Source organism: Paramesorhizobium leguminum, assembly GCF_003217235.1.
In the GTDB taxonomy this organism is placed as follows: Bacteria; Pseudomonadota; Alphaproteobacteria; order Rhizobiales; family Rhizobiaceae; genus Paramesorhizobium; species Paramesorhizobium leguminum.
The window spans coordinates 186,347-209,841 of record NZ_QJTF01000005.1 but is presented as its reverse complement, the minus strand read 5'-3'; the positions used below and the strand labels follow the sequence as shown (position 1 = coordinate 209,841).

18 protein-coding genes are annotated in these 23,495 nt (G+C 60.6%); 3 read left to right on the top strand and 15 right to left on the bottom strand.

Annotation, left to right across the window (positions count from 1 at the left end; all coding sequences use genetic code 11):
* Positions 1–134 precede the first annotated feature (134 nt).
* The 13 genes from trxA to C7477_RS06400 all read right to left on the bottom strand — a co-directional run bounded on the left by trxA (position 135) and on the right by C7477_RS06400 (position 18,836).
* Positions 135–464, bottom strand: coding sequence for a thioredoxin (trxA, locus tag C7477_RS06460; protein WP_110750239.1), 330 nt, complete (start codon positions 462–464; stop codon positions 135–137).
* Between the two features lie 127 nt (positions 465–591).
* The gene (gene addA, locus C7477_RS06455; RefSeq protein ID WP_110750237.1) at positions 592–4,185 is read right to left on the bottom strand and encodes a double-strand break repair helicase AddA; all 3,594 of its coding nucleotides are present in this window, start codon (positions 4,183–4,185) and stop codon (positions 592–594) included.
* Complete coding sequence (gene addB, locus C7477_RS06450) at positions 4,182–7,322, bottom strand: double-strand break repair protein AddB (protein WP_110750235.1); 3,141 nt, start codon at positions 7,320–7,322, stop codon at positions 4,182–4,184. The genes addA and addB overlap by 4 nt, the downstream gene beginning before the upstream one ends.
* On the bottom strand, positions 7,319–8,041 hold the full coding sequence (locus tag C7477_RS06445; RefSeq protein WP_110750233.1) for a nucleotidyltransferase family protein: 723 nt from the start codon (positions 8,039–8,041) through the stop codon (positions 7,319–7,321). The genes addB and C7477_RS06445 overlap by 4 nt, the downstream gene beginning before the upstream one ends.
* Before the next feature lie 21 nt (positions 8,042–8,062).
* Complete coding sequence (gene tsaE / locus C7477_RS06440) at positions 8,063–9,580, bottom strand: tRNA (adenosine(37)-N6)-threonylcarbamoyltransferase complex ATPase subunit type 1 TsaE (protein WP_110750231.1); 1,518 nt, start codon at positions 9,578–9,580, stop codon at positions 8,063–8,065.
* 14 nt (positions 9,581–9,594) lie between these two features.
* On the bottom strand, positions 9,595–12,075 hold the full coding sequence (locus tag C7477_RS06435) for a PAS domain-containing sensor histidine kinase (RefSeq protein ID WP_110750228.1): 2,481 nt from the start codon (positions 12,073–12,075) through the stop codon (positions 9,595–9,597).
* Positions 12,076–12,392: 317 nt separating this feature from the next.
* On the bottom strand, positions 12,393–13,793 hold the full coding sequence (gene ahcY, locus C7477_RS06430; RefSeq protein ID WP_110750226.1) for an adenosylhomocysteinase: 1,401 nt from the start codon (positions 13,791–13,793) through the stop codon (positions 12,393–12,395).
* Positions 13,794–13,932: 139 nt separating this feature from the next.
* Positions 13,933–14,754, bottom strand: a complete 822-nt coding sequence (locus tag C7477_RS06425) for a glutamate racemase (protein WP_110750224.1) — start codon at positions 14,752–14,754, stop codon at positions 13,933–13,935.
* Positions 14,755–14,759: 5 nt separating this feature from the next.
* On the bottom strand, positions 14,760–15,074 hold the full coding sequence (locus C7477_RS06420; RefSeq protein WP_110750222.1) for an HPr family phosphocarrier protein: 315 nt from the start codon (positions 15,072–15,074) through the stop codon (positions 14,760–14,762).
* Between the two features lie 7 nt (positions 15,075–15,081).
* The gene (locus C7477_RS06415; protein ID WP_110750220.1) at positions 15,082–15,498 is read right to left on the bottom strand and encodes a PTS sugar transporter subunit IIA; all 417 of its coding nucleotides are present in this window, start codon (positions 15,496–15,498) and stop codon (positions 15,082–15,084) included.
* Positions 15,499–15,754: 256 nt separating this feature from the next.
* Positions 15,755–16,240, bottom strand: coding sequence for an HPr kinase/phosphorylase (locus C7477_RS06410; RefSeq protein ID WP_110750294.1), 486 nt, complete (start codon positions 16,238–16,240; stop codon positions 15,755–15,757).
* 8 nt (positions 16,241–16,248) lie between these two features.
* Positions 16,249–18,081: a sensor histidine kinase gene (locus C7477_RS06405; protein ID WP_110750218.1), complete on the bottom strand. Its 1,833-nt coding sequence runs from the start codon at positions 18,079–18,081 to the stop codon at positions 16,249–16,251.
* Between the two features lie 32 nt (positions 18,082–18,113).
* Positions 18,114–18,836 (bottom strand): response regulator transcription factor, encoded by a 723-nt coding sequence (locus C7477_RS06400; RefSeq protein WP_181418360.1) that lies wholly within the window; start codon positions 18,834–18,836, stop codon positions 18,114–18,116.
* Positions 18,837–19,161: 325 nt separating this feature from the next.
* Here C7477_RS06400 and C7477_RS06395 point away from each other — a divergent pair, with 325 nt between their 5' ends.
* The 3 genes from C7477_RS06395 to C7477_RS06385 all read left to right on the top strand — a co-directional run bounded on the left by C7477_RS06395 (position 19,162) and on the right by C7477_RS06385 (position 22,015).
* Positions 19,162–20,772, top strand: coding sequence for a phosphoenolpyruvate carboxykinase (locus tag C7477_RS06395; protein WP_110750214.1), 1,611 nt, complete (start codon positions 19,162–19,164; stop codon positions 20,770–20,772).
* Positions 20,773–20,960: 188 nt separating this feature from the next.
* Positions 20,961–21,398 (top strand): alternative ribosome rescue aminoacyl-tRNA hydrolase ArfB, encoded by a 438-nt coding sequence (arfB, locus tag C7477_RS06390; RefSeq protein WP_110750212.1) that lies wholly within the window; start codon positions 20,961–20,963, stop codon positions 21,396–21,398.
* A gap of 2 nt (positions 21,399–21,400) precedes the next feature.
* A complete protein-coding gene (locus C7477_RS06385; RefSeq protein WP_110750210.1) occupies positions 21,401–22,015 on the top strand; it encodes an alpha-ketoglutarate-dependent dioxygenase AlkB family protein in 615 nt (204 codons plus the stop codon).
* 163 nt (positions 22,016–22,178) lie between these two features.
* Here C7477_RS06385 and coaA read toward each other — a convergent pair whose 3' ends face one another.
* Positions 22,179–23,147: a type I pantothenate kinase gene (gene coaA / locus C7477_RS06380; protein ID WP_110750208.1), complete on the bottom strand. Its 969-nt coding sequence runs from the start codon at positions 23,145–23,147 to the stop codon at positions 22,179–22,181.
* Positions 23,148–23,161: 14 nt separating this feature from the next.
* Positions 23,162–23,485: a phosphoribosyl-ATP diphosphatase gene (locus C7477_RS06375; protein WP_110750206.1), complete on the bottom strand. Its 324-nt coding sequence runs from the start codon at positions 23,483–23,485 to the stop codon at positions 23,162–23,164.
* Positions 23,486–23,495: the final 10 nt, after the last annotated feature.

Genomic DNA, 23,495 nt, shown 5'->3' with positions numbered 1-23,495 from the left:
AAATGAAACTCAAAGGGCTGAGCCCTGTACAATACAGGACCCAGCCCTTAAATCGTCCCAGCCTTTAAACTGTCCAACTTTACGGGGTCAGTTCAAAAAAAACCGGGCTTTTCAGTACAAATGTGCAGCCGCCTTTACGCGGCGGCGGAGGATACCTTGATCCAATCGGAGAGACGGCTCTTCGGCGCAGCGCCTACCATGTTGGCGGCAAGCTCGCCATCCTTGAAGAGGAGAAGCGTCGGAATCGACCGTACGCCAAACTGGGCGGCGAGTTCCGGATTCTCGTCAATATTCACCTTGGCGATCTTGATCCGGCCGGCCATTTCGGACGCGATCTCTTCCAGCGCGGGGGCGATCATCTTGCAAGGGCCGCACCACTCCGCCCAAAAATCCACAACGACGGGCTCACTGGACTGGAGCACGTCGGCCTGAAAATTGCTGGCGTCGATCTTTACCGTTGCCATATGGCGTTCCTTTTAAGTTGGTTTAGCCGCATACCCTCTCCGAAAAATCACAGACTTTTCGGGAGCATGCTCTAATGGGTAACCCATCATGTGGGATGTTCCACGCGATGCGTCAAGCATCTGTTTCTCACGACTGCGCGATGGTTTCAAGAGCGGCCACGGCCTCGTCCATCGCCTGGGCCGGAATCGTGATGAGGTGCGGCCCCTCGGTGAAGAGCAGGGCGGCCTCTACCGCGAGGTCCGGATAGAGCGGACGCAACAGCGCGCGATAGAGCGCCAGTTGCGCGATATAGGCCTCCGGAACCTGGGCAAAATCGCGCGGAGCGGGGCGATTTGTCTTGTAATCGATGATGGTGACTCGGGTCTTTTCCACCGCGAGACGATCGATCTTGCCCGAAACCGCATGCTCCTTGCCGCGTAGCTTTAGCGTTCCCATGATCTCCACTTCGGCGCGTGAGCCCTTGCCGAAAACCGGTGCAAAGCGCTGATCATTCAGCACGGCAAAGACTGATTCGAGCGCCTTTTGCCGCTCCGCGTCCGGCCAGTCGCCTGCGGCATGGTCTAGATAACGCTCCGCAACCATCCGCCGTTCCTCTTCCGCCACATCGGGCAGGCGTTGCAGGAGCGCATGAATGACTGTGCCGCGCCGGATCGCGAAACCGGGGGCCTGCTCGTCGGGCGCCAGCACGGGCGAGCCGGGCATATCGACCGTTTCGTCATTCGCTTCGATCAGAACGGATGCGCCGGATGGCGACAATGGGCGCGGCAGGCCAGGCTCGCGCTTCATGGCGCGGCGATAATTTTCCGGCAGCGGATCGGGCCGCATCGCCGCGGCTTCATCCTTGGCGGCGATCACGACCTCACCCGGCACGGTCTTGCGGTAGCGCCGCGCCACCACGCCTTCCACCGGATGATTGATCGGTTCGCATCTTTCAGCCAAAGCGCCAGACACCAGTTGATGCCAGGTTTCACCGCCATCGCGCGCGCCGCGATAGCCGCAAATGATCAGCCGGTCCTCCGCCCGCGTCATGCCGACATAGAGCAGGCGACGATACTCCTCTTCGGCGCGGCGCTTCAATTCCTCTATACGGGCGGCGGTGAAGGCGGTCTCATAGCCGCCATTGGGCTGCCAGATGAACCCCCTGCCCTCCCAACCAAAGTCTTTATTTTCACGCAAGCCCGATGGAAAAGCTCTCGCTTTTTCCGGGAAAACCGCTTCACACTTTTCCTGGGCTTGCTCTGGTTCCTTCATGTCGAATGGAATGAGCTTCGGCGCGCGATTGGCCGTCCATGCGGCGCTTCCCGGATCGATGAGGAACACCACCGCCGCTTCCAGCCCCTTGGCGGCGTGGACGGTCATGATGCGAACCTCGTCGCGGTTCTGGTCGAGTTCGCGCTTGATTTCCGGGGTCGCCGCATCCAACGTTTCGAGAAAGGCCTGGAGACCGGGCAGCCCGGTCTTTTCGGCGGCCAGCGCATAGTTCTGAAATTCATCGATGACGTCACCCGCTTCCGGACCGAGCCGGGCGAGAAGCTTGCGCCGCGCACCCCATGCGCCAAGAATGCGGGCATAGAACTCGAAGACCGGCACCGTATCGGCGGCGGCGCGCCAGCCCTGCAATGTCTCATGGGTCGCCGCAAGAGCGGGATCGACCTCCGCCTCCTGCCCCATGCGTTCGAACAGCGTCTGCGATGCCTCGCGCGGGTGCGCCAGCGCGAAGAGCCTGTCATCATCCCAGCCAAAGAGCGGACTCTTCAAAAGCGCCGCCAGCGACAAATCATCGGCGGGTTGCAACACGAAACGGCCAAGCGCCATCAAATCCTTGATCGCGATATGGCCGGTGAGCTTCAGCCGGTCGGCGCCGGCAACCGGTACACCGAGGTTCTTCAATGCTCGCGACAGGGCCGGCATGAACTGGTCGCGCTTGCGCACCAGAACCATGATATCGCGCGCTTCAAGCTTTCGCTGTTGGCCGGGGATGGTCTCGCCATTGTCGAGCCAGTGCCGGATGGTCGCGGCAATCTGCTCGGCGAGCCGGACGGCGGGGGCGGCCAGATGATCGACCGGGACGCGCCAGTCCTCCGGCTCCTCCACCGCTTGCGGCGCCAGCAAATCCCATATTTCGACCTCGCCCGGCGCGTCACGCCGGATCGCATCATGTTGCGTCGGCCCCGGTTCGAGGCCAAGGCCGCGATAGGCTTCGGGCCGCTCAAAGACGAGATCGACGGCGGAAAGCACATCGGGGGTAGAGCGGAAGGAGAAATTGAGCCTGACATCCCCGAATGTAAGTTCCGCCGATTCCGCTTTTTGTCTGACTGCCTTGCCCGAAGCGGCGAAATCCTCCGGCACCGCGCCTTGAAAGGAATAAATTGACTGCTTTTCGTCGCCCACCGCGAAGAGCGTGCGCCGGATATCGCGCTGGCCGCTGCCTGTGAAAAACTCTGCCGAAAGCATATGAATGACCTGCCATTGCTCCGGGCTGGTATCCTGCGCCTCGTCGACCAGAATATGGTCGATGCCACGGTCGAGCTTGTATTGGACCCAATGGCCGGCGCCTTCACGCGCCAGAAGCGAGACCGTGCGGTTGATCAGATCGTCGAAATCCAGGAGACCCCGGCTGCGCTTCATCGCCTGATATCGCGACAGGAGATCATCGATCAGCACGAAGGCGGAAAGGTTGAGCCGGATGAGACGCAACTGCTTCAACCGGTCAAGCGCTGCGTAAACGCGCGCCGCCGCCTGATCGAAATTTTCCTCGAAATCCGGCAGCATAGCCGTCACGGGCTTCGAGGCGACATAGCTTCCGGCCTTCGGCTCGCCCGTCGATTTCAGGAAGGCAAGGCGCAATATCTCTTCCCGGTCCATCTGGGTGGACGCCTTCTTCATTTCGCGCAATTGCAGGGCGAAATCCTGCGCGCGCGTGGCGCCTTTCGCAATCGTGAGAATGCGGTCGAGCACGACATCGGAAAACGCCGGCATTGGCCAGACTTGCCCCAGAATATCCTCCTCCCGCTCTCCGCCGGAAAAGCCGAAGGCGGCGTAAAAGAGGGGCTGACGGGTTTCGTTGCCGCCGACCTCACGGATGAAATGCTGGAGAGCATGGCGGCGACTCACCGCTTCATCGAGCAGCGTTTGCAGGCCCATCTCACCGGCGGCGCTCAGCACATCGGCGAAAGCTTTGGCAAGTTCGGGATTCGCTTCCGTCCGAGCATTTTCAAGTAGTTGCCGGCGCGCGTCGCCTACCAGCGCCACCTGCATCAGATCGTCCATCAGCTCGAAATGGCCTGCGATATTCGCCTCCAGCGGAAACTGGTGCAGGATCGCCTCGCAGAAAGCGTGGATGGTCTGGATCTTAAGGCCTCCCGGCGTCTCCAGCGCGCGGGCGAAGAGCCTGCGCGCGATTTTAAGCCGCGCCGCGCCGGGGCGCTTCCCTTCCAGTTGCTCAAGCTTTTCGGCAAGCGCCTCGTCGGATAGCGTTGCCCATTCGGAGAGACGGGCGAAAACGCGGTTCTGCATCACCGCCGCCGCGGCCTTGGTATAGGTGAGGCAAAGAATTCGCGACGGGTCGGTGCCTTCGAGAAGCAGGCGGATGACGCGCTCAGTCAGCACGTGGGTCTTGCCCGAACCGGCATTGGCCGAAACCCAGACCGAATCCCGCGGGTTGGCGGCACGCGCCTGCGCGGCAAGCGTTTCCGGTGGAATAACAAGACGCTTCTTCATTCGCCGCCCTCACCGGTTCCATTGGCCGCACCCGCCGACCATTCAAGGACGCGAGCGAGATGGTCGTAATCACCGGTCAGGTCGGTCTCGCGGAAGGGTAGCGCGCGGGAGAGATATCCCTTTCCCGGTTTGGCATATTCATCGAGCAGTTCAGCCAGCCGCTGCCATGATTCCTCACCGATTTCCGGCGCGGACTTGAAACTTTTTGCTTTGCCGCTGAGCGTCAGGATCGATTCCGGCTCGACCGTGCCATTGCCGCGCAAACGCACATAAAGCAGGTCGGATGCCTGAACGCTGCCGACATCATGAAATGCGCCGCGCGCGAGAAGCGCCGCCTCCAGCGCCAGTTGCGGGGAAAGCAGCACATGCGCCTGGCGCCGCGAAGGCGTGGAGCCGGTCTTGTAATCGATGATCTCCGCCGTGCCGTCGCGCATAAGGTCGATCCGATCGGCGCGGCCAGAAAGCGTGATGCCGCGACCATCCACCTCCAACGCCCGCGCGGCAATTTCCGCATGGCGCGCGGCCACATTGCGGGCGCGTTCTTTTTCCCATCGCAGAAACTCCGGCACGAGCGCGGCAAAGCGCGGCCACCATACCGCCTCTATCTCGACAGGCAGGGCAGCGGCTTCAAAGAAACGGCGCCCCATGTCGAACAGCGCGGCCTCGGCCCCCTGCCCTTTCGGATCGATGCCGGCCTCGGTAAACGCGCCCAGGATATCGTGGAACAGCGTGCCGCGCTCTGCCGCCGCCGGATCGCGAATCAGCGGTTCGAGCGGACGCAGGCGCAATATTTTTTTTGCGAAAATGGCGTAGGGATCGCGCCTGAGCGTTTCAATTTCCGTGACCGAGAAGTGCTTTGGCCTCGCCTCAACGGGCGGCGCCGGTTCCGGCCGCTTGACGAAAGGCACGTCGGGGGCGGAATCCAGCTCGCGCGTCCAGCCAAGGTAGCGCGCGCCTCTTCCCCGCATCGCGTTGGTTTCGTCACCGCCCAGGACCGTCTCAAGCCGCTGCAGCCAGCGCGACGGGACGGTTGGGGCGTTTCCGGAACGCTGGGAGCGAGACAGAATCACGCGATCCATGCCAAGCGCCATTTGAAAATCATGCGCGGCAAGGCCGATGCGCCGCTCCGGCAGCTCCAGCGCTATGGCGGCCTTCATCGGGCGCGACATGAACGGATCGTTGCGGGTCTTGCCGGGCCATGTCCCTTCGTTGAGCCCGCCCAGCACGATTGTATCGACCGTCTGGAGACGGGCTTCCAGAGCGCCCCAGATGAACAGGCGCGAATGTCCGCCCGGGCGGGGCTTTACCGTTTCGCCCGAAAGAAGCGCATCGGCGATATCAGGCCATTCGCGGATATCGAAATCGAGGCCCGACTCCGCCGCCACCAGATTGCGCAGGAAGGAAGCGAACTTCTCGCCCGCCTCGCCCTCGTAAAGCTTCGCGACGCTTTTCTTTTCGTCCCGCGCCAGATTTTCCAGCGCCTCGACGCTTGCACGAATAATCGTCGCCATGCCGATGTAACCGTCCGTTCCGGCAAGGGCGGACAGCGGCGCGACGGCCTCGGAGAGGGCAACACAAAGCGCCCGCGCCTCAGCGATCATGGCCGGGCTGACGATATCGTGCCAGCCGGGGCGGTAAGAAAGGGAGGCGCTTTGCGCGACTTTCCCGTCAAAGAATTCCGGCAAACCGGCAATCGACGCCCTGCCCGTGCCGCCACGGAAAGCGACAAGTTCCAGCGTCTCGGCGGCGCGGCGAACGGCTGCGTGTTCCCAGCCGACATTAACCAGCGGATGCTTCGCCAGCGCCAGCAGCGCCACCGGATCGCCGGGGTTGAAAACGGTCTCCAGCCCCAGGCGGAACAGGGTTGCCGCTTCCGTATCGCGCAGCGGCCGGCCGCCGGAATCATTCGCTTCAATGCCGAAGCGGGCAAGTTCCACCGACACGCGCCGCGCGAGGTTGCGATCCGCCGTCACCAGCGCCGCGGTGCGGTCCGGTTTTTCAATCGCATGACGCAACGCCATTGCCACCGCCAGCGCTTCCTCGCGTTCATTGGCCGTCTCGATCAGCGCAACTCCACGCATCGCGTTCGTACATTGCGCCGGATCGATGTTCAGGCTGGCCCAGCTATCCGTCGTCTCGGCGGGGCGCAGCGCCTCGCTGACGATCTTCTCACGCATCTGCTTGTCCTCGGGCGACACGCCCAGATGCATCACATCTTCGCGCAAGCCGCCGATATGGGCGATGAGTTTACGCAAACCGAATTGCGGATGGCCGAAGGTTGAAGGATTGGCTTCCGCTTCAGCCAGTATTTTCCAGGAGAAATCATCCAGATCACGGTCGAGACCCGGCAACACCACTGCCCCGTTCGGAAGACCGGCAATCACGGAAATCAGCTCCGCCGTCGCCGGTATCGAGCCGGTGGAACCAGCGGCGATAACGGGACCGGCGGGCGGGTTGCGGCGCAATCGCTCCGCTTCGAGCGCGATCAGCCGATTGCGATGGGCGGCAGGGTTGGAACGCTGGCGCTCGGCGAGGACATCCGGCCAGAGCCGGGTGACGATATCGAGAAAGCCCAGCGTCACCTGCCACCAGTCGGCAAGTTCATCCGGCGCTATTTTAGCGAGCGCGGCCCAGCTTGCGCCTTCCGTTTCAACCTGATCCATCAAGTCGGCCAGGTCACGAGCAAGCCAGATGGCATCGGCTGTGGTAGCGGGGACCGACACATCCTCATTGCCGAAAAGCGCACGAACATGGGCCGGCAAACTCTCCCGCCAGGGCCGCACCAGCCGCGCCAGAAGCAGCAGTCGCTCCGCTCCGCCCATCGCGGGAGCAAGATCGAGGAAACCTCGCGGGTCGGCATCGAATATTGCCGCATCCTCATCGACATCGCCAAGCGGGCGGATTGTCGGCAGGATTGCGGATCTAGCCGGATTCATTTCGACCAGCAGCGCGCGCAAAGTGCGGGCGGCGCGGCGCGTCGGCACATAGATGGTCGCGGATGCCAATGCCAGCGGGTCACCAGCTTCTCCGGGAAACCCCGGTATCAAAGTCCCGTCGAGAAGCGCGCGAACGAGAGTGGGCAGGAACGGCGTTCCGGGCGCAATGGAGAAAAGGCGCGGCGGACGTTTGGCCATCATACCCTTGCCGCAAGCGCGGCCTCCGCCTCGCCAATGGCGTCGGGTGTGCCGACGGTGAGCCAGAGGCCGTCCATCTTCATGCCGTAGAGGCGGTCTTCCGCAATGGCACGGTCGAAATAGCGGTTGAGCGATTCCGGGGCACCTGAAGCGCCGGCGAAAATGCGGGGATGCACAATTGCCGCACCGGCATAGATCAAGGGCGAACCGGCATTATCGCTGAAACGAATAAGCCGCCCTTCCCCGTCCATAAGAAAATCGCCGCGGCCGGTATGTCCCGTGGCCTGTTGCGGCGCCGCGAGCATGAGGAGAATATCCATGCGGCCCGCATCCCATCGGCTAGCCATGTGGCGCAAATTGGGGGTGCCGCCTTCTATCCAGAATGTATCGGCATTCAGGATATAGAATGCCTCTGAACCCAGATGCGAAAGGGCCTTGACGACGCCACCCGCCGAATCGAGCAGTTCTTCGCGTTCATCGGAAATGACGATGCGCGGCGTTGTCCGCCCCGCAAGATGGATTTCCATTTTATCGGCAAGATAGTGGACATTGACCACCGCCGTATCGACGCCAGCCTCCGCCAAGGCATCCAGCCCCCAGTCGATCAGCGGCTTGCCTGAGACGGAAACGAGCGGTTTGGGAATGGTGTCGGTGATCGGCCGCATGCGCTTGCCCAGTCCCGCTGCCAGAACCATCGCCGTTTGCGGTATGCCAGCCGTCATTTCGACCTCATCAATTCAATTTCAGCCGCGCCCTGTTTCGGGATCGCGCAACAAGCCTTTTTCCTCATACCACATCCGCACGGGAGCAAGCACCGGGTGAACAAGCGAACGCTGGAGATAGGCGCGGATGCGCGGCAGATGCTTCAAATAATACGGCTTGCCATCGCGCCGGTCGAGCCGGACAAAGATGCCAAGGATCTTGGAATTGCGCTGCGCCGACATGATGGCATAGGCGGCGCGGAAATTTTCCTCGCCGAAGACGCCGCCAAGGTTTCGCCGCTCGTCACAATAGACCGCGAGAAGATGAGCCTCTAGCTCCGGTGATATCGTCACCCGCGCATCCTGTGCCAGCGATGCCAGGTCATAGGCCGCGGGGCCGATCATGGCATCCTGAAAATCGATCAGGCCGATACGGTCATGCCCCTCTGATGCATCGCGCCAGAGAATATTGGGCGAATGGAAATCGCGCAGGATCAGGCTTTTTTCCGCGTCGCCCAGAGACGCAAACACCGCATCCCATGCTGTCTCGAAGGACGCTTTGCTGCCGTCGTCAAGGGCCCTCCCCGTCAACCACGGCGCATACCATGCACTCAGAAGCTCCACCTCGATCATCATCGCGTCGCGGTCGAAATCGGGGATGGTATGGATGATCCCCTCCGCAACCGGCGTCTGTTGCGGCCATTCAGCCTGGTGAATATGGGCGAGCAGCCGCGCGCAGGCTTCGTAGCGCTCGGAGATCGGCCGGTCCTCGCCGTCAAGCACGCCGTCATTTCCCATATGTTCGAGCAGCAGAAGGCCGTTATCGAGATCTTGGGCTAGTATCTCCGGCGCATGGAAGCCCTTGGCGCGTAATAGCTGGTTCATACTGGCGAAGGCGAAGATATTCTCGGCCAGATGCGCGATCTGACGATAAGGCCTGCCGTTCTTGACCGGCGGGTCATAGGGCATCGGCGGCGCGTTCATCAACATTTCGAGACCGCCCGCGCTCGTCACAGTTTCATAGCCGCGCGGGCTGGCATCGCCCAGGAGATAGCGGCGTGTGGCGTCCTTGCGCCCGCTCTGCTCAAGGAAGCGCCTGATCGCCAGCGAGCGTTCCAGCCGCTTTTGCGGCTCGCCAGCGACTTCGATGACAAGTTTGCGCCCCTCGCCTGCATGAAGCAGCGTCACGGCGAACGCAGGCGCGGGCAGATAGCCTTCCGCCTGTCCCGGCCATTCGACCAGCACGACACCCTCTTGCAACGCCTCATCGAGACCAAGCTCATCCAGCTCCGCGCCCGAAGACAGGCGGTAGAGATCGGCATGGGCGACCGGCAGGCGCAAATCGGAATAGGACTGAACGAGCGTAAAGGTAGGACTGGGTACATCCAGCGTCTCGTCATTAGCCAACGAACGAATAATGGCGCGCGCTAGGGTGGACTTTCCAGCGCCCAGATCGCCGGCAAGCGTCACCAGGTCGCCCTTGGTCAAGGCCAGCGCGAAATCTTCACCGAAGCGAATTGTTTCATTTTCGTTAGCCAGCGAAATTTCAAGACTATGCATACTACAACAACATTCTATTCCGCCGCGACACGGAATATCCGGGCCTCGACCGGCAAGCGGCAAAGCACCGTCGTTCCCCGGCCAGCCGCCGTATCGATCTCGACCGAACCGCCATGCAGCTCGACGAAGCTCTTGACGATGGAAAGGCCCAAGCCAGCGCCACGGCGGCGCCCGCCATTCGAGCGCGGCTCGAACCGCTTGAACACCGTGTCGAGCACGTCCTTCGGCATTCCCGGCCCATCATCATGGACAGAGAAGACAATTTCGGCGTTTTTACGCGCGGCTTTGAGCAGGATCATGGAGCCTTCCGGCGCATAATTGGCCGCGTTGCTCAACAGGTTGAACAGCACCTGGCGGATGCGATTCGCATCGCCCCGGAAGGAGCCGATGCCGCGGGCGAGATCCACCTTGAGGCCTATATCGTGCTCACGCAAACGATCGGCAATGCGCTCGGCGGCGGCGGAAACCGTCTCGGCGACCGGCACATCGTCAATTTCCAGCTCCATAATGCCTGCATCGACGGTAGCCAGGTCGAGAATATCGTTGACGATGGTCAAGAGCACGGAGGACGAGGTGCCGATGTGATCGAGGTATTCGCGCTGGCGCTCGTTCAACTCACCGAAGGACAGGGTTTGCAACAGCTCGGTAAAGCCGATGATATTGGTGAGCGGCGAGCGAAGCTCATAGGAAACATGCTGCACGAAATCGTTCTTTATCTGGTCGGCAAGCTCGAGCGCCTCGTTCTTCTCCTTCAGCGCGCGCTCGACGCGAACGGTGTCGGTCACATCGACAAAGGTCAGCATGGTCTGCCCCTTGGGCAAGGGCACCAGCGCATAAGAGAGAATAGCCCCTCCCGCAAGTTCCAATTGGCCCGCATCGCCTTCGCGCTTATCGGCGAAGCCGGTTACCGTGGCGACAAAATTTTCCCAGAGTGCCGGATCGGAATTTTTTTCGCAAAAAGCACGAATGGCGGCGATATGCGTTCCCTCGACCGCCAGATTGGCGGGCAGCGACCAGAGCGCGGCGAAAGAGGGATTGGAAAGGCGGATGCGGCCATCCGAACCAAACACGGCCACGCCCTCCGCCAGATGATCGAGCGTTTCGCCCTGCACCCGGATCAACGTATTGTAGCGGCTTTCGAGATCGAATTTTTCGGTCAGATTTTCAAAGACCCAGGTGACGCCGCCCTTCGGATGCGGATTTCCGACGACGCGCAGCGTCCGCCCATCGGGCAGATGCCACCAATGCTCCTGCGGATCGACGGCGCGATAGGCTGACAGGACCTGCTCCTTCCAGCGCCGCCATTCCGGCTGTTCGGGCAGCTTGCCTTCGCCGCGCAGCCGGTCGAGCAGCATGGCGTTGCTCGGGCGCGCCTCCATGAAGGCTGAATCGAGCGTCCAGAGCTTGGCGAAGGCCTGGTTGAAGAATTGCAACTTCATGTCGGGATCGAAAATGGCGACTGCCGTATTGAGCTGGTCGAGCGTTTCGGCATGGCTGCGCACGGTGCGCTGCAACTCTTCCCGCACCTGCTCGATCTCGCTGATATCGGCGGCAACGCCGGCGGAACCCGCGCTACCGGCCACATCGGTCACCTCAAATATATGCCGGTCGCCACCGATGACGGTTGAGAGGCGATCACGGAAATGCGCCTTCGCGACTCGCTCGCGTTCAATACGCTCGCGCGCGCTGGTGCCGAGGAGCTCATGCCCGCCGGCGACCGCCTCGCCGGGATCAGCCACGCCGACAGCCTTGGCATAGGCCTTGTTGACCCAGTCGAGCCGTCCTTGCGCATCGCGCGTCCACCCCGCCATATCGAGCGCATCGAGCAGGCCGCGCAACAGGGAAACCGCCTCGGAAAGGCGACGGTTTTCCGCCTCCAGCAAAGCACGCTCCGCCTGAACGCCTTCCAGGCTGACAAAACGAGCAATTGCGTAACTGCCCGAGGTACGCCCTTGCACATCAAGAAGCGTTCCGTTGACCGTCTCGATGGTGAGATCGAAGGACTGCGCCTGATCGCGCAGACCGGTGACCGCGCGCTCGAACGCCGCAACGGACTCGGGGCGCAGCCAGCGCCCAAAGGCGAGGAACCCGGCGCGATCCCGCGGAGCGCCGCTTGTTCCGGGCAGGAGGCCAACCACTTCGGGCTTCCTGTCGCTGCCATCCCAGACGACAATGCGCTGATCCTTCAGATTGAGAAGCGCTTCGCTGCGCTGGGCGGCATGGCTCAAATCGGCAAATTTGGCGCGGAGCGTGACATTTTCCTCGGCGATCTTGCCGCGATCACGGATGAGCCAGCCGGCCGAAAGCAGCGCGGCGCCCATGGCGCCCAGGAACATGGCGAACTGAATGACCTCGAACGTGCCGAGCGAGGCGCCAAAGGGGATGGAAATCTTGGTCATCGGCTCAGAAATTTGAGCCCATGCGGACACAGGCAACAGCGCAAGAGCGGAAACGCCCGCCTGCAGCACCTTCTGCCGCAAAACCATCCCTCGCATACCAAATCCTCTCCGCCGCCTCGATTAGAGTCTATTCTGCCGCATACCGCATTCGAAAAGTCCGCGACTTTTCCTGATCATGCTTGCTGTCAACACATGATCTTGTCCGAAAAGTCTGCAACTTTTCGGGATCATGCTGCCTTCAAACGCATGATCTTATCCGAAAAGTCTGCAACTTTTCGGGATCATGCGCGTACTCGAATCACACCAAAATACCCCTCAAGGGAATCGCCGTGAAGGAGGCGAAGCGCAAAAATAAATGCCGGGCAGTTTGTCAACCACCCGGCACCCACATGTTGTAGATTTTTAAGCTATGGTTAATACCTGTAGTGCTCCGACTTGAATGGCCCCTGCGGCGTGACGCCGATATAGGCTGCCTGTTCATCCGAAAGCGTGGTCAGCTTGGCCCCGAGCTTGGCCAGATGCAGCCGCGCGACCTTCTCATCGAGGTGTTTCGGCAGAACGTAGACCTCGTTCCGATAGTTCTCGCGGCGGGTGAAAATCTCGATCTGCGCCAGCACCTGGTTGGTGAAGGACGCGGACATGACGAAGCTCGGATGGCCCGTGGCGTTGCCCAGATTGAGGAGGCGGCCTTCGGAAAGCAGGATCAGGCGCTTGCCATCCGGAAACTCGACCAGATCGACCTGCGGCTTGACATTGGTCCACTTCAGATTGCGCAATGCGGCGACCTGGATCTCGTTGTCGAAATGGCCGATATTGCCGACGATCGCCATGTCCTTCAGCTTGCGCATATGGTCAAGCGTGATGACATCCTTGTTGCCGGTCGTGGTGATGACGATATCGGCGGTCGGCGCCGCATCATCGAGCGTGACCACTTCGAAGCCGTCCATCGCTGCCTGCAATGCGCAGATGGGATCGACTTCCGTGACCTTGACGCGCGCGCCAGCGCCGAGAAGCGACTGGGCCGAACCCTTGCCGACATCGCCGTAACCGCAAACGACGGCCACCTTGCCGGCCATCATCACATCGGTGCCGCGGCGGATGCCATCAACCAGCGATTCCTTGCAGCCATATTTATTGTCGAATTTCGACTTGGTGACGCTGTCATTGACGTTGATCGCCGGGAAGGGCAGCAGGCCCTTCTTCTGCAGCTGATAGAGACGGTTAACGCCGGTAGTGGTCTCTTCCGTCACGCCCAGAATCGCGTCACGCTGCCTTGTGAAAAAGCCCGGTGTCTCGGCCATGCGCTTCTTGATCTGCGCGAAAAGGATTTCCTCTTCCTCGCTGCCCGGATTGGAGAGCACGTCCTCACCTGCCTCGGCGCGCGCGCCGATAAGAATATACATCGTGGCGTCGCCACCATCATCGAGGATCATGTTGGTGGGGGCGCCATCCGGCCATTGGAAAATCTGGTCGGTATAGGTCCAATATTCCTCCAGCGTCTCGCCTTTAATGGCAAAGACCGGCGTACCGGTGGCGGCAATCGCCGCGGCGGCGTGATCCTGTGTCGAAAAGATGTTGCAGGAAGCCCAGCGCACATCGGCGCCCAGCGCCTGCAATGTCTCGATGAGAACAGCGGTCTGGATCGTCATGTGCAAGGAGCCAGAGATGCGCGCGCCCTTGAGCGACTTCGACGCGCCGAATTCATCGCGCGCGGCCATCAGGCCCGGCATCTCGGTTTCAGCGATGACGATTTCCTTGCGGCCCCAATCCGCGAGGCCCAAATCCTTGACGACGAAATCTTGTTTAGTGGTCATTCCCGGTTCTCCAATTCGAACAATTCAGAATGCTAAGGCAGGGCGCGATGGCCGGTTTCCGTGTTACCATTGGGTAGCAGATTGGCAAGAAACGCACAATGGAACATAAAGAAATCTTTATGCGTGCATATCGTTGCATCTAAGCGATAGCAGGATTAACGATGGCCAAAGGTAAATCTATGGCCAATTTTTTCAGCATCTCGCGGAAGCCTGCAACAGGGTAGGCATCGCATTCGGTCACAAGCGCAACCGTACGGCCCGACCCACCTTGGGGCGAAGGCAGAGTTGCGACGACATCATCGGCGGGATCAAGGAAACGCCAGCCGGGGCGAGCCTCTTCGAAAAAGGAACGAAGCCAAGGCAGATGGGTGCTGGAAAGGGTCAGAACATCGATGCCCGGATAGGCTCTTGCGATATTATCGCAAAATGCACCGACCTTTTCCAGAGCGCCCCCCGGCTCCAGAAGAAAAGCTCCGCTTTCCACCAGCTCGACCATCGGCGAACCGTTAATCAGAGCTACCATTTCGGACCGGGATGTCTGGCTGCGAACGAATTGCTTCAGTTCCACGCTTTCAATCATGGAACGCACGCCCATGACGCCCACTTGTCCGCTACGGCTTGCAGCAAGGGCCTCACGCAGAGGAGGCTTGACTCCATAGACAGGCACGGCAAAACGGTCTTTCAGGGCATCGAGGACCATGATCGATGGCGCGTTCGAAGCCAGAACTATGCTTGCCGCACCCAAACCGATCAGATAATCGATCGTATCGCTCATGATCGGCAGCAATTGGTCACGCGATTTGGCGCCGTAAGGAAAGCGGGCGCGATCCGCGAAATAAATGATGTCGCGCTTGGGCTGTGCCCGGCGTATCCGCTCGACCAGCGCGTAACTGCCGATGCCGGCATCGAAGACCGCAACAGGCGACGAAAGACCACTTGCCGGCGCGGAGGCGGATGACATGCCCGTCAGGCTTCTTCGCCGAACTTGTTGGCGATCAGTTCACCCAAGGCATCCAGCACCTCTTCGGCCTGACGCCCCGACGCGCTGACGTTGATGCAACAGCCAGGCGAGGCGGCCAGCATCATCAGGCCCATGATCGAGGTGCCGCCGACAACGGCTCCATCCTTCTCGACGCGGACATGCGCATCGAAACCATCGACGAGCTGGACGAATTTCGCCGATGCGCGGGCATGGAGGCCGCGTATGTTGACAATCTCGAAAGAGCGCCGGAGCGCCGTCGCCTCGTCATAGGTTCCAGTCAGAGAAATGGCTGAATGCATGGACCGGTTACTTCCCCGCCGGAATCTGGCTCGTAAGAACCTGGCTTGCTACGTTGATATATTTGCGGCCGGCCTCCTGCGCTTCACGCAACGCCACCTGCATGTCGCCCGCAACGCGGACGCTCGAAAGCTTGATCAGCATAGGCAGATTGACGCCGGCGATCACCTCGATTTCTCCCGGTTTCATGACCGAAATGGCGAGATTGGAAGGCGTTCCGCCAAACATATCGGTCAGGATGATGACACCCTGCCCCTTTTCGGCGCGCACTATGGCATCGACAATATCACGGCGACGCTGTTCCATGTCGTCTTCCGCGCCGATGCAAACCGTTTCGAAGTTCTCCTGCGGACCGACGACATGCTCGACCGCATGATGAAACTCCTCGGCCAGCCTTCCGTGCGTCACAAGCACGAGTCCGATCATTCTCAAATTGCTCCCGTCATGCGCTGCATCGGCATGAAACACCCCGCCAGCGCTTCTGACCGCCGGGCCACACCCAATCCCCGGCAGGTTGCACATCTTGACAGCCGGAAATGTGATATCAAGCGAAAAATCCGGCCACTGCCTTGATTTAGCCGATATGCCGCATCGCAGCAAGGCGAGGGACGATTCACCACGTGTTATCCTTAATCCGCCAGTCGCTCGATCTTAATCAAAGAAGTCTGCCAAAATTTCGAGATCAAGCATGTGGCCATGGCTGCATGAAAAGTGCGGCCGCTATTGCCTGGCAGGCCATAAGGATGTTGGCTTCTGCGGACGCGAGTGAGGGAAGGGCGAGGCGAGGCAGCGTCACGCCGCAAAGCGTTCGTTTCGCCTCATCCGGATAGCGAACGGCCTCAATGGCCGAAACGAGATCTACGACCAAATGGATGACGGCTTGCTTTTCGTGCGCCATGCAGAACAGCCCCGCGCCGCGCACCTCGATGCCACCGGCAAGCGTCTCTGGTGCAGAAGCCAGAAGCCGGCCGTTGGCAGCCCGCAAGATGGTGCGGTCGTCGGACACCAGCGCGGCAAAGCCGCCGCTAAGAAGCCGCGCATTGATGAGCGCCAGCGCCAGTCCGGATTTGCCTGTTCCCGACGCGCCTGATATCAGGACGCCGCGATCGGCAACCAGAAGCGCTGTGGCATGGATATTCTCGCGGATATTCTCATCGGGGCCATGCATGGCCGTCATCATCCGGCGGGGAGATCGACGATGAAGCGGGCGCCAAGCAAATGACTGGGCACAGCGGCGCCTGGCGGCGCGGGATCAACGATATTCTCCGCCACCAACGTGCCGCCATGCGCCTCGACGATCTGGCGGCTGATGGAAAGGCCTAGACCCGAATTCTGGCCGAAGGCCTCGGCTGAGGGCCTGTCCGTGTAGAAACGTTCGAAGATGCGCTCGATATCCTCCGCGCCGATACCCGGACCGTTGTCTTCCACCAGAACCCGAATGCGATTGCCGACGTAATTGAGAATGATTTTGATGCTGCCGGTATCCTCCGGCACGAAGGAGCGCGCATTTTCGACCAGATTGGCGACGACCTGGCCCAACCGCAAATCGTGGCCGGACACGAAGAAGCCCTTGCGCCCCGTCGGCAACTTGCCGACCTGCAATTCGATTTTCGTGCCCGATTTGTTGCGCTGCACCTCTTGCGCCGTGGAAACAAGGTTGGTGAGCAGCGCCTTGAGGTCGATCCTTTCCGCCTGCTCGCGCGCCAACTCGGCGTCGAGGCGTGAGGCATCGGAGATGTCGGTGATGAGCCGGTCGAGGCGGCGGACGTCATGCTGGATGATATCGAGCAGGCGCTTGCGCGATTCCTCCGATTTGGCGAGCGGCAGCGTTTCGACGGCGCTTCTGAGCGAGGTGAGGGGGTTCTTCAGCTCATGGCTCACATCGGCGGCAAAACTCTCGATCGCCTCGATGCGGGCGTAAAGCGCATTGGTCATATCGCGGATCGACGTCGAAAGATGGCCCACCTCGTCCTGCCGGTCGGAGAAGTCCGGTATTTCCACGCGATTCTTGACACCGTGGCGTACGCGATCAGCGGCGGCGGCAAGCTTGCGCAACGGATTGGCGATGGTGGAAGCCAGAAACAGCGACAATATGACCATCACCACCGCCACCACCGCGAAGACGCGGAAGATGGCGTTGCGCTCGCCCTGAACGATTTTGTCGATATCACCGCCCTGGGTCGAGAGCATGAGCACGCCGAGCACGGCGCGCGAGCGCTGAATCGGGACCGCGACGGAAACCACCAGTTCGCCCTGTTCGTTGCGTCGCCGCGCCGCGACAGGGGAACCGGTCAGGGCCTTGACCACCTCCGGGAAAGCCGAACCGCTGCCACCCGGCTGCTCCTGATCGAGCGGCAGGCCGCCGCCGCCTTCAAAGAAATGCCTGACCCAGCCACTGAAGCGCTGCAATACTCCAGGCTCCTCGGTCGCGATTGGGGGGAGCTCATAGCGCAGCACCTGACCACCCGAAACCTTGCCGCCGGGATAGCTGGAATAAAGCTGGCTCGAATCGAACAGCAGGATGGTGTTGGTGTCATAGATGCGGGCGCGCGTGCTGATGGGCGAGATCAAACGCCGCAACAAGCGGGAGACCGCCACCGGATCGATGGGGAACTCCCAGTTCTCAGGCGAATCAGGGGAGGGGGTTATGCTCTGGCCCGCCTGCAATTCGAGCAGCTTTTCGGGATCGATGGTGATCGCGTTGGTATCGACGGTGGCAGAGGCGGCAATGGCGCCGGAAATGATCTCGCCCTGGGTCATCAGGCTTTCGATCCTGGCGTCGATCAGACCGTCCCGGAACTGGTTCAGATACATGATGCCGGCAACCAGCACCGCCAGCGCCGCCAGATTGAGAAACAGGATGCGCCGGGTGAGACTGGAAAAGAGATAATGGCCGAGCAGATCGCGCGCGGGTGACAACAGCCGGCGCATAAGCAGCGAGCGTTGCCGGCGCGCGCGCCGTTCCCTGCTTACATCCGTGCCGGCATTGTTCTCAGTTTGCGCCACCATTCTCGTTCAGCCCCCGCTTTGCGAAAAGACGATCACGCCTCGCGGAAGCGATAGCCTACTCCATAGAGCGTCTCGATCATCTCGAAGCTGTCATCAACCGACTTGAACTTCTTGCGCAGACGCTTGATATGGCTATCGATGGTCCGATCATCAACATATACTTGCTCATCATAAGCCGCATCCATCAGCGCGTCACGGCTTTTCACCACGCCCGGGCGCTGTGCCAGGGAATGGAGGATGAGGAACTCGGTGACGGTCAGCGTCACCGGCTCGCCCTTCCAGGTGCAGGTGTGACGCTCCTGATCCATGACAAGCTGGCCGCGCTCCAGCGATTTTGCCTGCTGGCCGACCGGTTTCACGCCCGTGCCATCGCGCGCGGCGACGCGGCGAAGCACCGCCTTGACGCGCTCGACCAGCAAGCGTTGCGAGAACGGCTTGGTGATGAAATCGTCCGCGCCCATCTTCAGCCCGAAAAGCTCGTCGATCTCGTCGTCCTTGGAGGTCAGAAAAATGACGGGAAGATCCGACTTCTGGCGCAGGCGGCGCAGAAGTTCCATGCCATCCATGCGCGGCATCTTGATATCGAAAATCGCCAGATTGGGCGGACGCGCCGCCAGACCGTCGAGAGCGGATGCCCCATCCGTATAGGTTTCGACCCGATAGCCTTCCGATTCCAGCGCAATGGAAACCGAGGTCAGAATGTTGCGATCGTCATCAACGAGCGCAATCGTCTGCATTGCTGGTATCTCCCTCATGGCGCCTCTCCTTAAGCATCAAACCAGTCGGCAAACTTCGATTTTACCCAACGCGCTTGTGCAGGACAAATTCGGTACAAAATGTGGCATAGCACTTTTTCCGCCCGGAAAACAAATCTTGCAGCTAATACTCGCCTTGGTTGTTTGTTTCAAAAACCACCCTCATCGCGTATTTTTAAACGATTTAATTGTCTTTGAATTTTTTTAAATCGATTATTCATTTGAAATCATTTGCCTTTTCTGATGTCAAAAAATTTAAGGCGGCCTTTTGGTTTTCTCAAGGCGGCTTTTATCAACCCTTTTTGGACAGAATGGCGGAGAGACAATGAAAGAGACCGGCATCCGCAATGCGGCCGCTTCGATAAACAGTTCAGGCCTGAAGGACATCTCCGCAGTCTTTTACAATCTTGGACCGGCTGAACTCTATGAAGAATCAATCCGGCGAGGCGAGGCGGAACTCACCGCCCATGGCGCACTTGTCGCCCGCACCGGGCAGCATACGGGCCGGTCGGCAAAGGACAAGTTCGTCGTACGCGACGCCAATACCGAGAGCCAGGTCTGGTGGGACAACAACAAGGCGATGAGCCCAGAGGCTTTCGACATGCTCCACGCCGATTTTATCGAGCACGCCAAAAGCAGGGAACTCTTCGTGCAGGATCTGATCGGCGGGGCCGATGCGGATCACAGCCTTAGAACCCGAATCATCACCGAATATGCCTGGCATTCGCTGTTCATCCGCAATCTGCTGATCCGCCCGGATACCGCCGCGCTTGCCTCCTTCGTGCCGCAAATGACCATCATCGACCTGCCGTCCTTCCGCGCCGATCCGGCACGGCACGGATGCCGCAGCGAAACGGTGATCGCGGTCGACTTGACGCGCATGATCGTTCTGATCGGCGGCACTTCCTATGCCGGCGAAATGAAGAAATCCGTCTTCACCGCGCTCAACTACATCCTGCCGCCCAAGGGCGTCATGCCGATGCATTGCTCCGCCAATCAGGGGCCCGATGGCGATACGGCGGTGTTCTTCGGCCTGTCCGGCACCGGCAAGACGACGCTTTCCGCCGATCCCAAGCGCACGCTGATCGGCGACGACGAGCATGGCTGGGGCGAGCATGGCGTGTTCAACTTCGAGGGCGGCTGCTACGCCAAGACGATCCGGCTTTCGGCTGAAGCGGAACCGGAAATCTTTGCCACGACGCAGCGTTTCGGCACGGTCCTGGAAAATGTCGTGCTCGACGCGGCCCGCGTGCCGGATTTCAATGATGGCTCCTTGACCGAAAACACGCGCTGCGCCTATCCGCTCGATTTCATCCCCAATGCCAGCGCCACGGGAAAGGCAGGGCAGCCCAAAAACATCATCATGCTGACGGCGGACGCCTTCGGCGTGCTGCCGCCGATCGCCCGGCTGACGCCGGCGCAGGCCATGTATCACTTTCTGTCGGGTTATACCGCCAAGGTGGCGGGAACGGAAAAGGGTGTCACCGAGCCGGAAGCGACCTTCTCGACCTGCTTCGGCGCGCCTTTCATGCCGCGCCATCCGTCGGAATACGGCAATCTGCTGCGCCAACTCATCGCCGAGCACAATGTCGATTGCTGGCTGGTCAATACCGGCTGGACGGGCGGCGCCTATGGCACGGGCAGCCGGATGCCGATCAAGGCGACGCGCGCGCTTTTGACCGCGGCGCTCGACGGCTCCTTGAAGAACGCCGCGTTCCGCACAGATCCGAATTTCGGCTTCGCGGTGCCGGTGGCTGTTCCCGGCGTCGATAGCGCCATTCTCGACCCACGCTCCACCTGGGCCGACAAGGCGGCCTATGATGTCCAAGCGGCAAAGCTCGTTGGAATGTTCATCGCCAATTTCGCGAAATTCGAAAGCCACGTCGATGGCGAGGTAAGGGGTGCCGCTCCCGGGCTGGCGCTCGCGGCCGAGTAAGCCTGGCTCTCTCCTTCCCCCTTGCGGGGAAGGTGCCCGCGTTAGCGGGCGGATGGGGGTGATGACGGATGCGCTTTGCTGGAGACGGTGGCGTAAACGTCACCACCCCCACCCGACCCTTCGGGCCACCCTTCCCGCAAGGGGTAGGGAGGGGCGCCAATCGCCCGCTTTCTTGCTATATTCTCTCCATGGAAGAGAATCGCCGCCTGATCCGCATCAATGCCCGCATTTTCATCCACGAGGACGATCTCGAGGAGGCGTTCATTCGCGCGGGCGGTCCAGGCGGGCAGAATGTCAACAAGGTTTCCACCGCCGTGCAATTGCGTTTCAGGGCAGGGCAGGCGGGATTGCCGGAGGAGGTGTTCCAGCGTCTCGTCACGCTTGCCGGACAGCGGGCTACCAAGGAGGGCGATATCCTCATCGAGGCCAGCCGTCACCGCACGCAGGAGCGCAATCGCGAGGATGCGCGGGAGCGTCTCATTGCGCTCATCGCCAAGGCCGCCGAACCGCCGCCACCGCCGCGCAAGAAGACAAGGCCATCGAAAGGCGCGGTGGAACGGCGGCTCAAGGCGAAATCCGGCCGGTCCGGCATCAAGAAGATGCGCGGCAGAGTGACGGGGGATTAGCCATGCCCGATTTGCCGAACGGATTTCGCTATTTTCCCGATTATTTCGACCGTGGTCACCAGGAAGCCTTGGTCGAGACGATCCGCGCCATCGTCGCCGATGCCCCGCTCTACATTCCCGCCATGCCGAAGACCGGCAAGGAAATGAGCGTCCGCATGACCAATTGCGGCTCGCTCGGCTGGGTGACGGACAAGGAGCGCGGCTATCGCTATCAGCCGACGCATCCGGTGACGGACGAGCCATGGCCTGCAATCCCCGATACACTCCTGACGCTTTGGCGCGAGGTATCCGGGTATCCGCACCCGCCGGAGGCCTGTCTCATCAATTTTTATTCGGACAAGGCGAAGATGGGCCTGCATCAAGATAGCGACGAAAGCGAATTCGCCGCGCCGGTTGTTTCGGTTTCGCTGGGCGATGCTTGCCTTTTCAGGGTGGGCGGTACGAAGCGCGGCGACCCGACGCAATCCTTCAAGCTCAAAAGCGGCGACGTGGTGGTTCTCGGCGGCGAGGCGCGCCTTGCCTTTCACGGCGTCGACCGGATTTATCCGGGGACTTCGACATTGTTGAAAAATGGCGGGCGGATCAATTTGACTTTGCGGCGGGTGACGAAGGTTTAGATGCGGGAGCCAAGCGCCCTCGTGGTTCGAGCTCATTCCGCTTCGCTCCAATCGCGCCTCACCATGAGGGCTACTTGAGCGTCGGCGTTTCAGTAGCCCTCATCCTGAGGTGCGAGCGAAGCGAGCCTCGAAGGGCGAGGGCGCTTGGCGTCTTCAAATAAGCTCAAATCTTCCGCAGCGCCACTTCCTCGACAAAATGATTGGCGCCCTTGCGCAGGATCAAATCGGCGCGCGGGCGGGTGGGGAGGATGTTTTCCTTCAAATTTTTCAGATTGATGTTGTTCCACAATCCTTCGGCGATGGAGCGCGCCGCGTCATCGGAAAGCTGGGAATAGCGGTGGAAGAAGGATTGCGGGTCACGGAAGGCCGTTTCGCGCAGTCGCATGAAGCGGTCGATGTACCATTTGCGGATTTCAGCAGTTTCCGCATCCATATAAATTGAAAAATCGAAGAAATCGGAAACGAACGGCACCGTCTTGCCATCCTCGGGCAGGTCACGCACCTGAAGCACGTTGATGCCTTCGAAAATGAGGATATCCGGGCGGTCGATGGTGATATATTCGCCCGGCACCACATCATAGGTCAGGTGCGAATAAACAGGCGCGCGGACATTGCTCATGCCTGCCTTGATAGATGAGAGAAAGCGCAGCACCGCGCCGACATCGTAACTATCCGGAAAACCCTTGCGCTCCATCAGGTTCTGGGAGCGCAGGACGGAATTGGGATAGAGGAAACCGTCGGTCGTCACCAGATCGACCTTGGGGCTGGATGGCCAGCGGGCGAGAAGCTCTTTCAGCACACGTGCCGTCGTCGATTTGCCGACCGCGACCGAACCGGCGACGCCGATGATGAACGGCGTTTTCACCGCATCGTCCATCTTCAGGAATTGCTGGCGCTGGCGGAATAGAAGCTGGCTCGCCTCGACATGGGCTGAAAGCAACCGCGATAGCGAGAGATAGATACGCCGCACCTCGTCGAGATCGATCGGGTCGCCCAGCGAACGCAGCCGCTTGACCTCCTCGGCGGTCAAAGTCAGCGGCGTGTCGGCGCGGAACTCCGCCCATTCATCCGCAGAAAACAGGCGATAGGGCGAATATTTGCTGGGGCTGAGCTGATCGATTGTTTCCCACATGGGAGCCGCGCTCTCTAAGACGCCGTGCGTCCGGCCTTTTCCGCGAGGCCGGATTGCGTGGTACGGCGTTCCAGTTCAGTCAGAACGGTGGAAAGTTCGATGCCGGAAATCTTCCAGACGACCATGAGATGATAGAGAAGGTCGGCGCTTTCATTGACAACGCCGTCTTTGTCACCGGACACGGCTGATATCACTGTCTCGACGGCTTCCTCGCCCAGCTTCTGGCTGGCTTTGCCGATGCCCTTGGCAATCAGGCTCGCCGTATAGGATGAGCCGTCCGTGACGCTGGCGCGCTCCGCCACGATACGCTCCAGATCCTTCAGGGTGAAATCAGTCATCTGTCCTCCC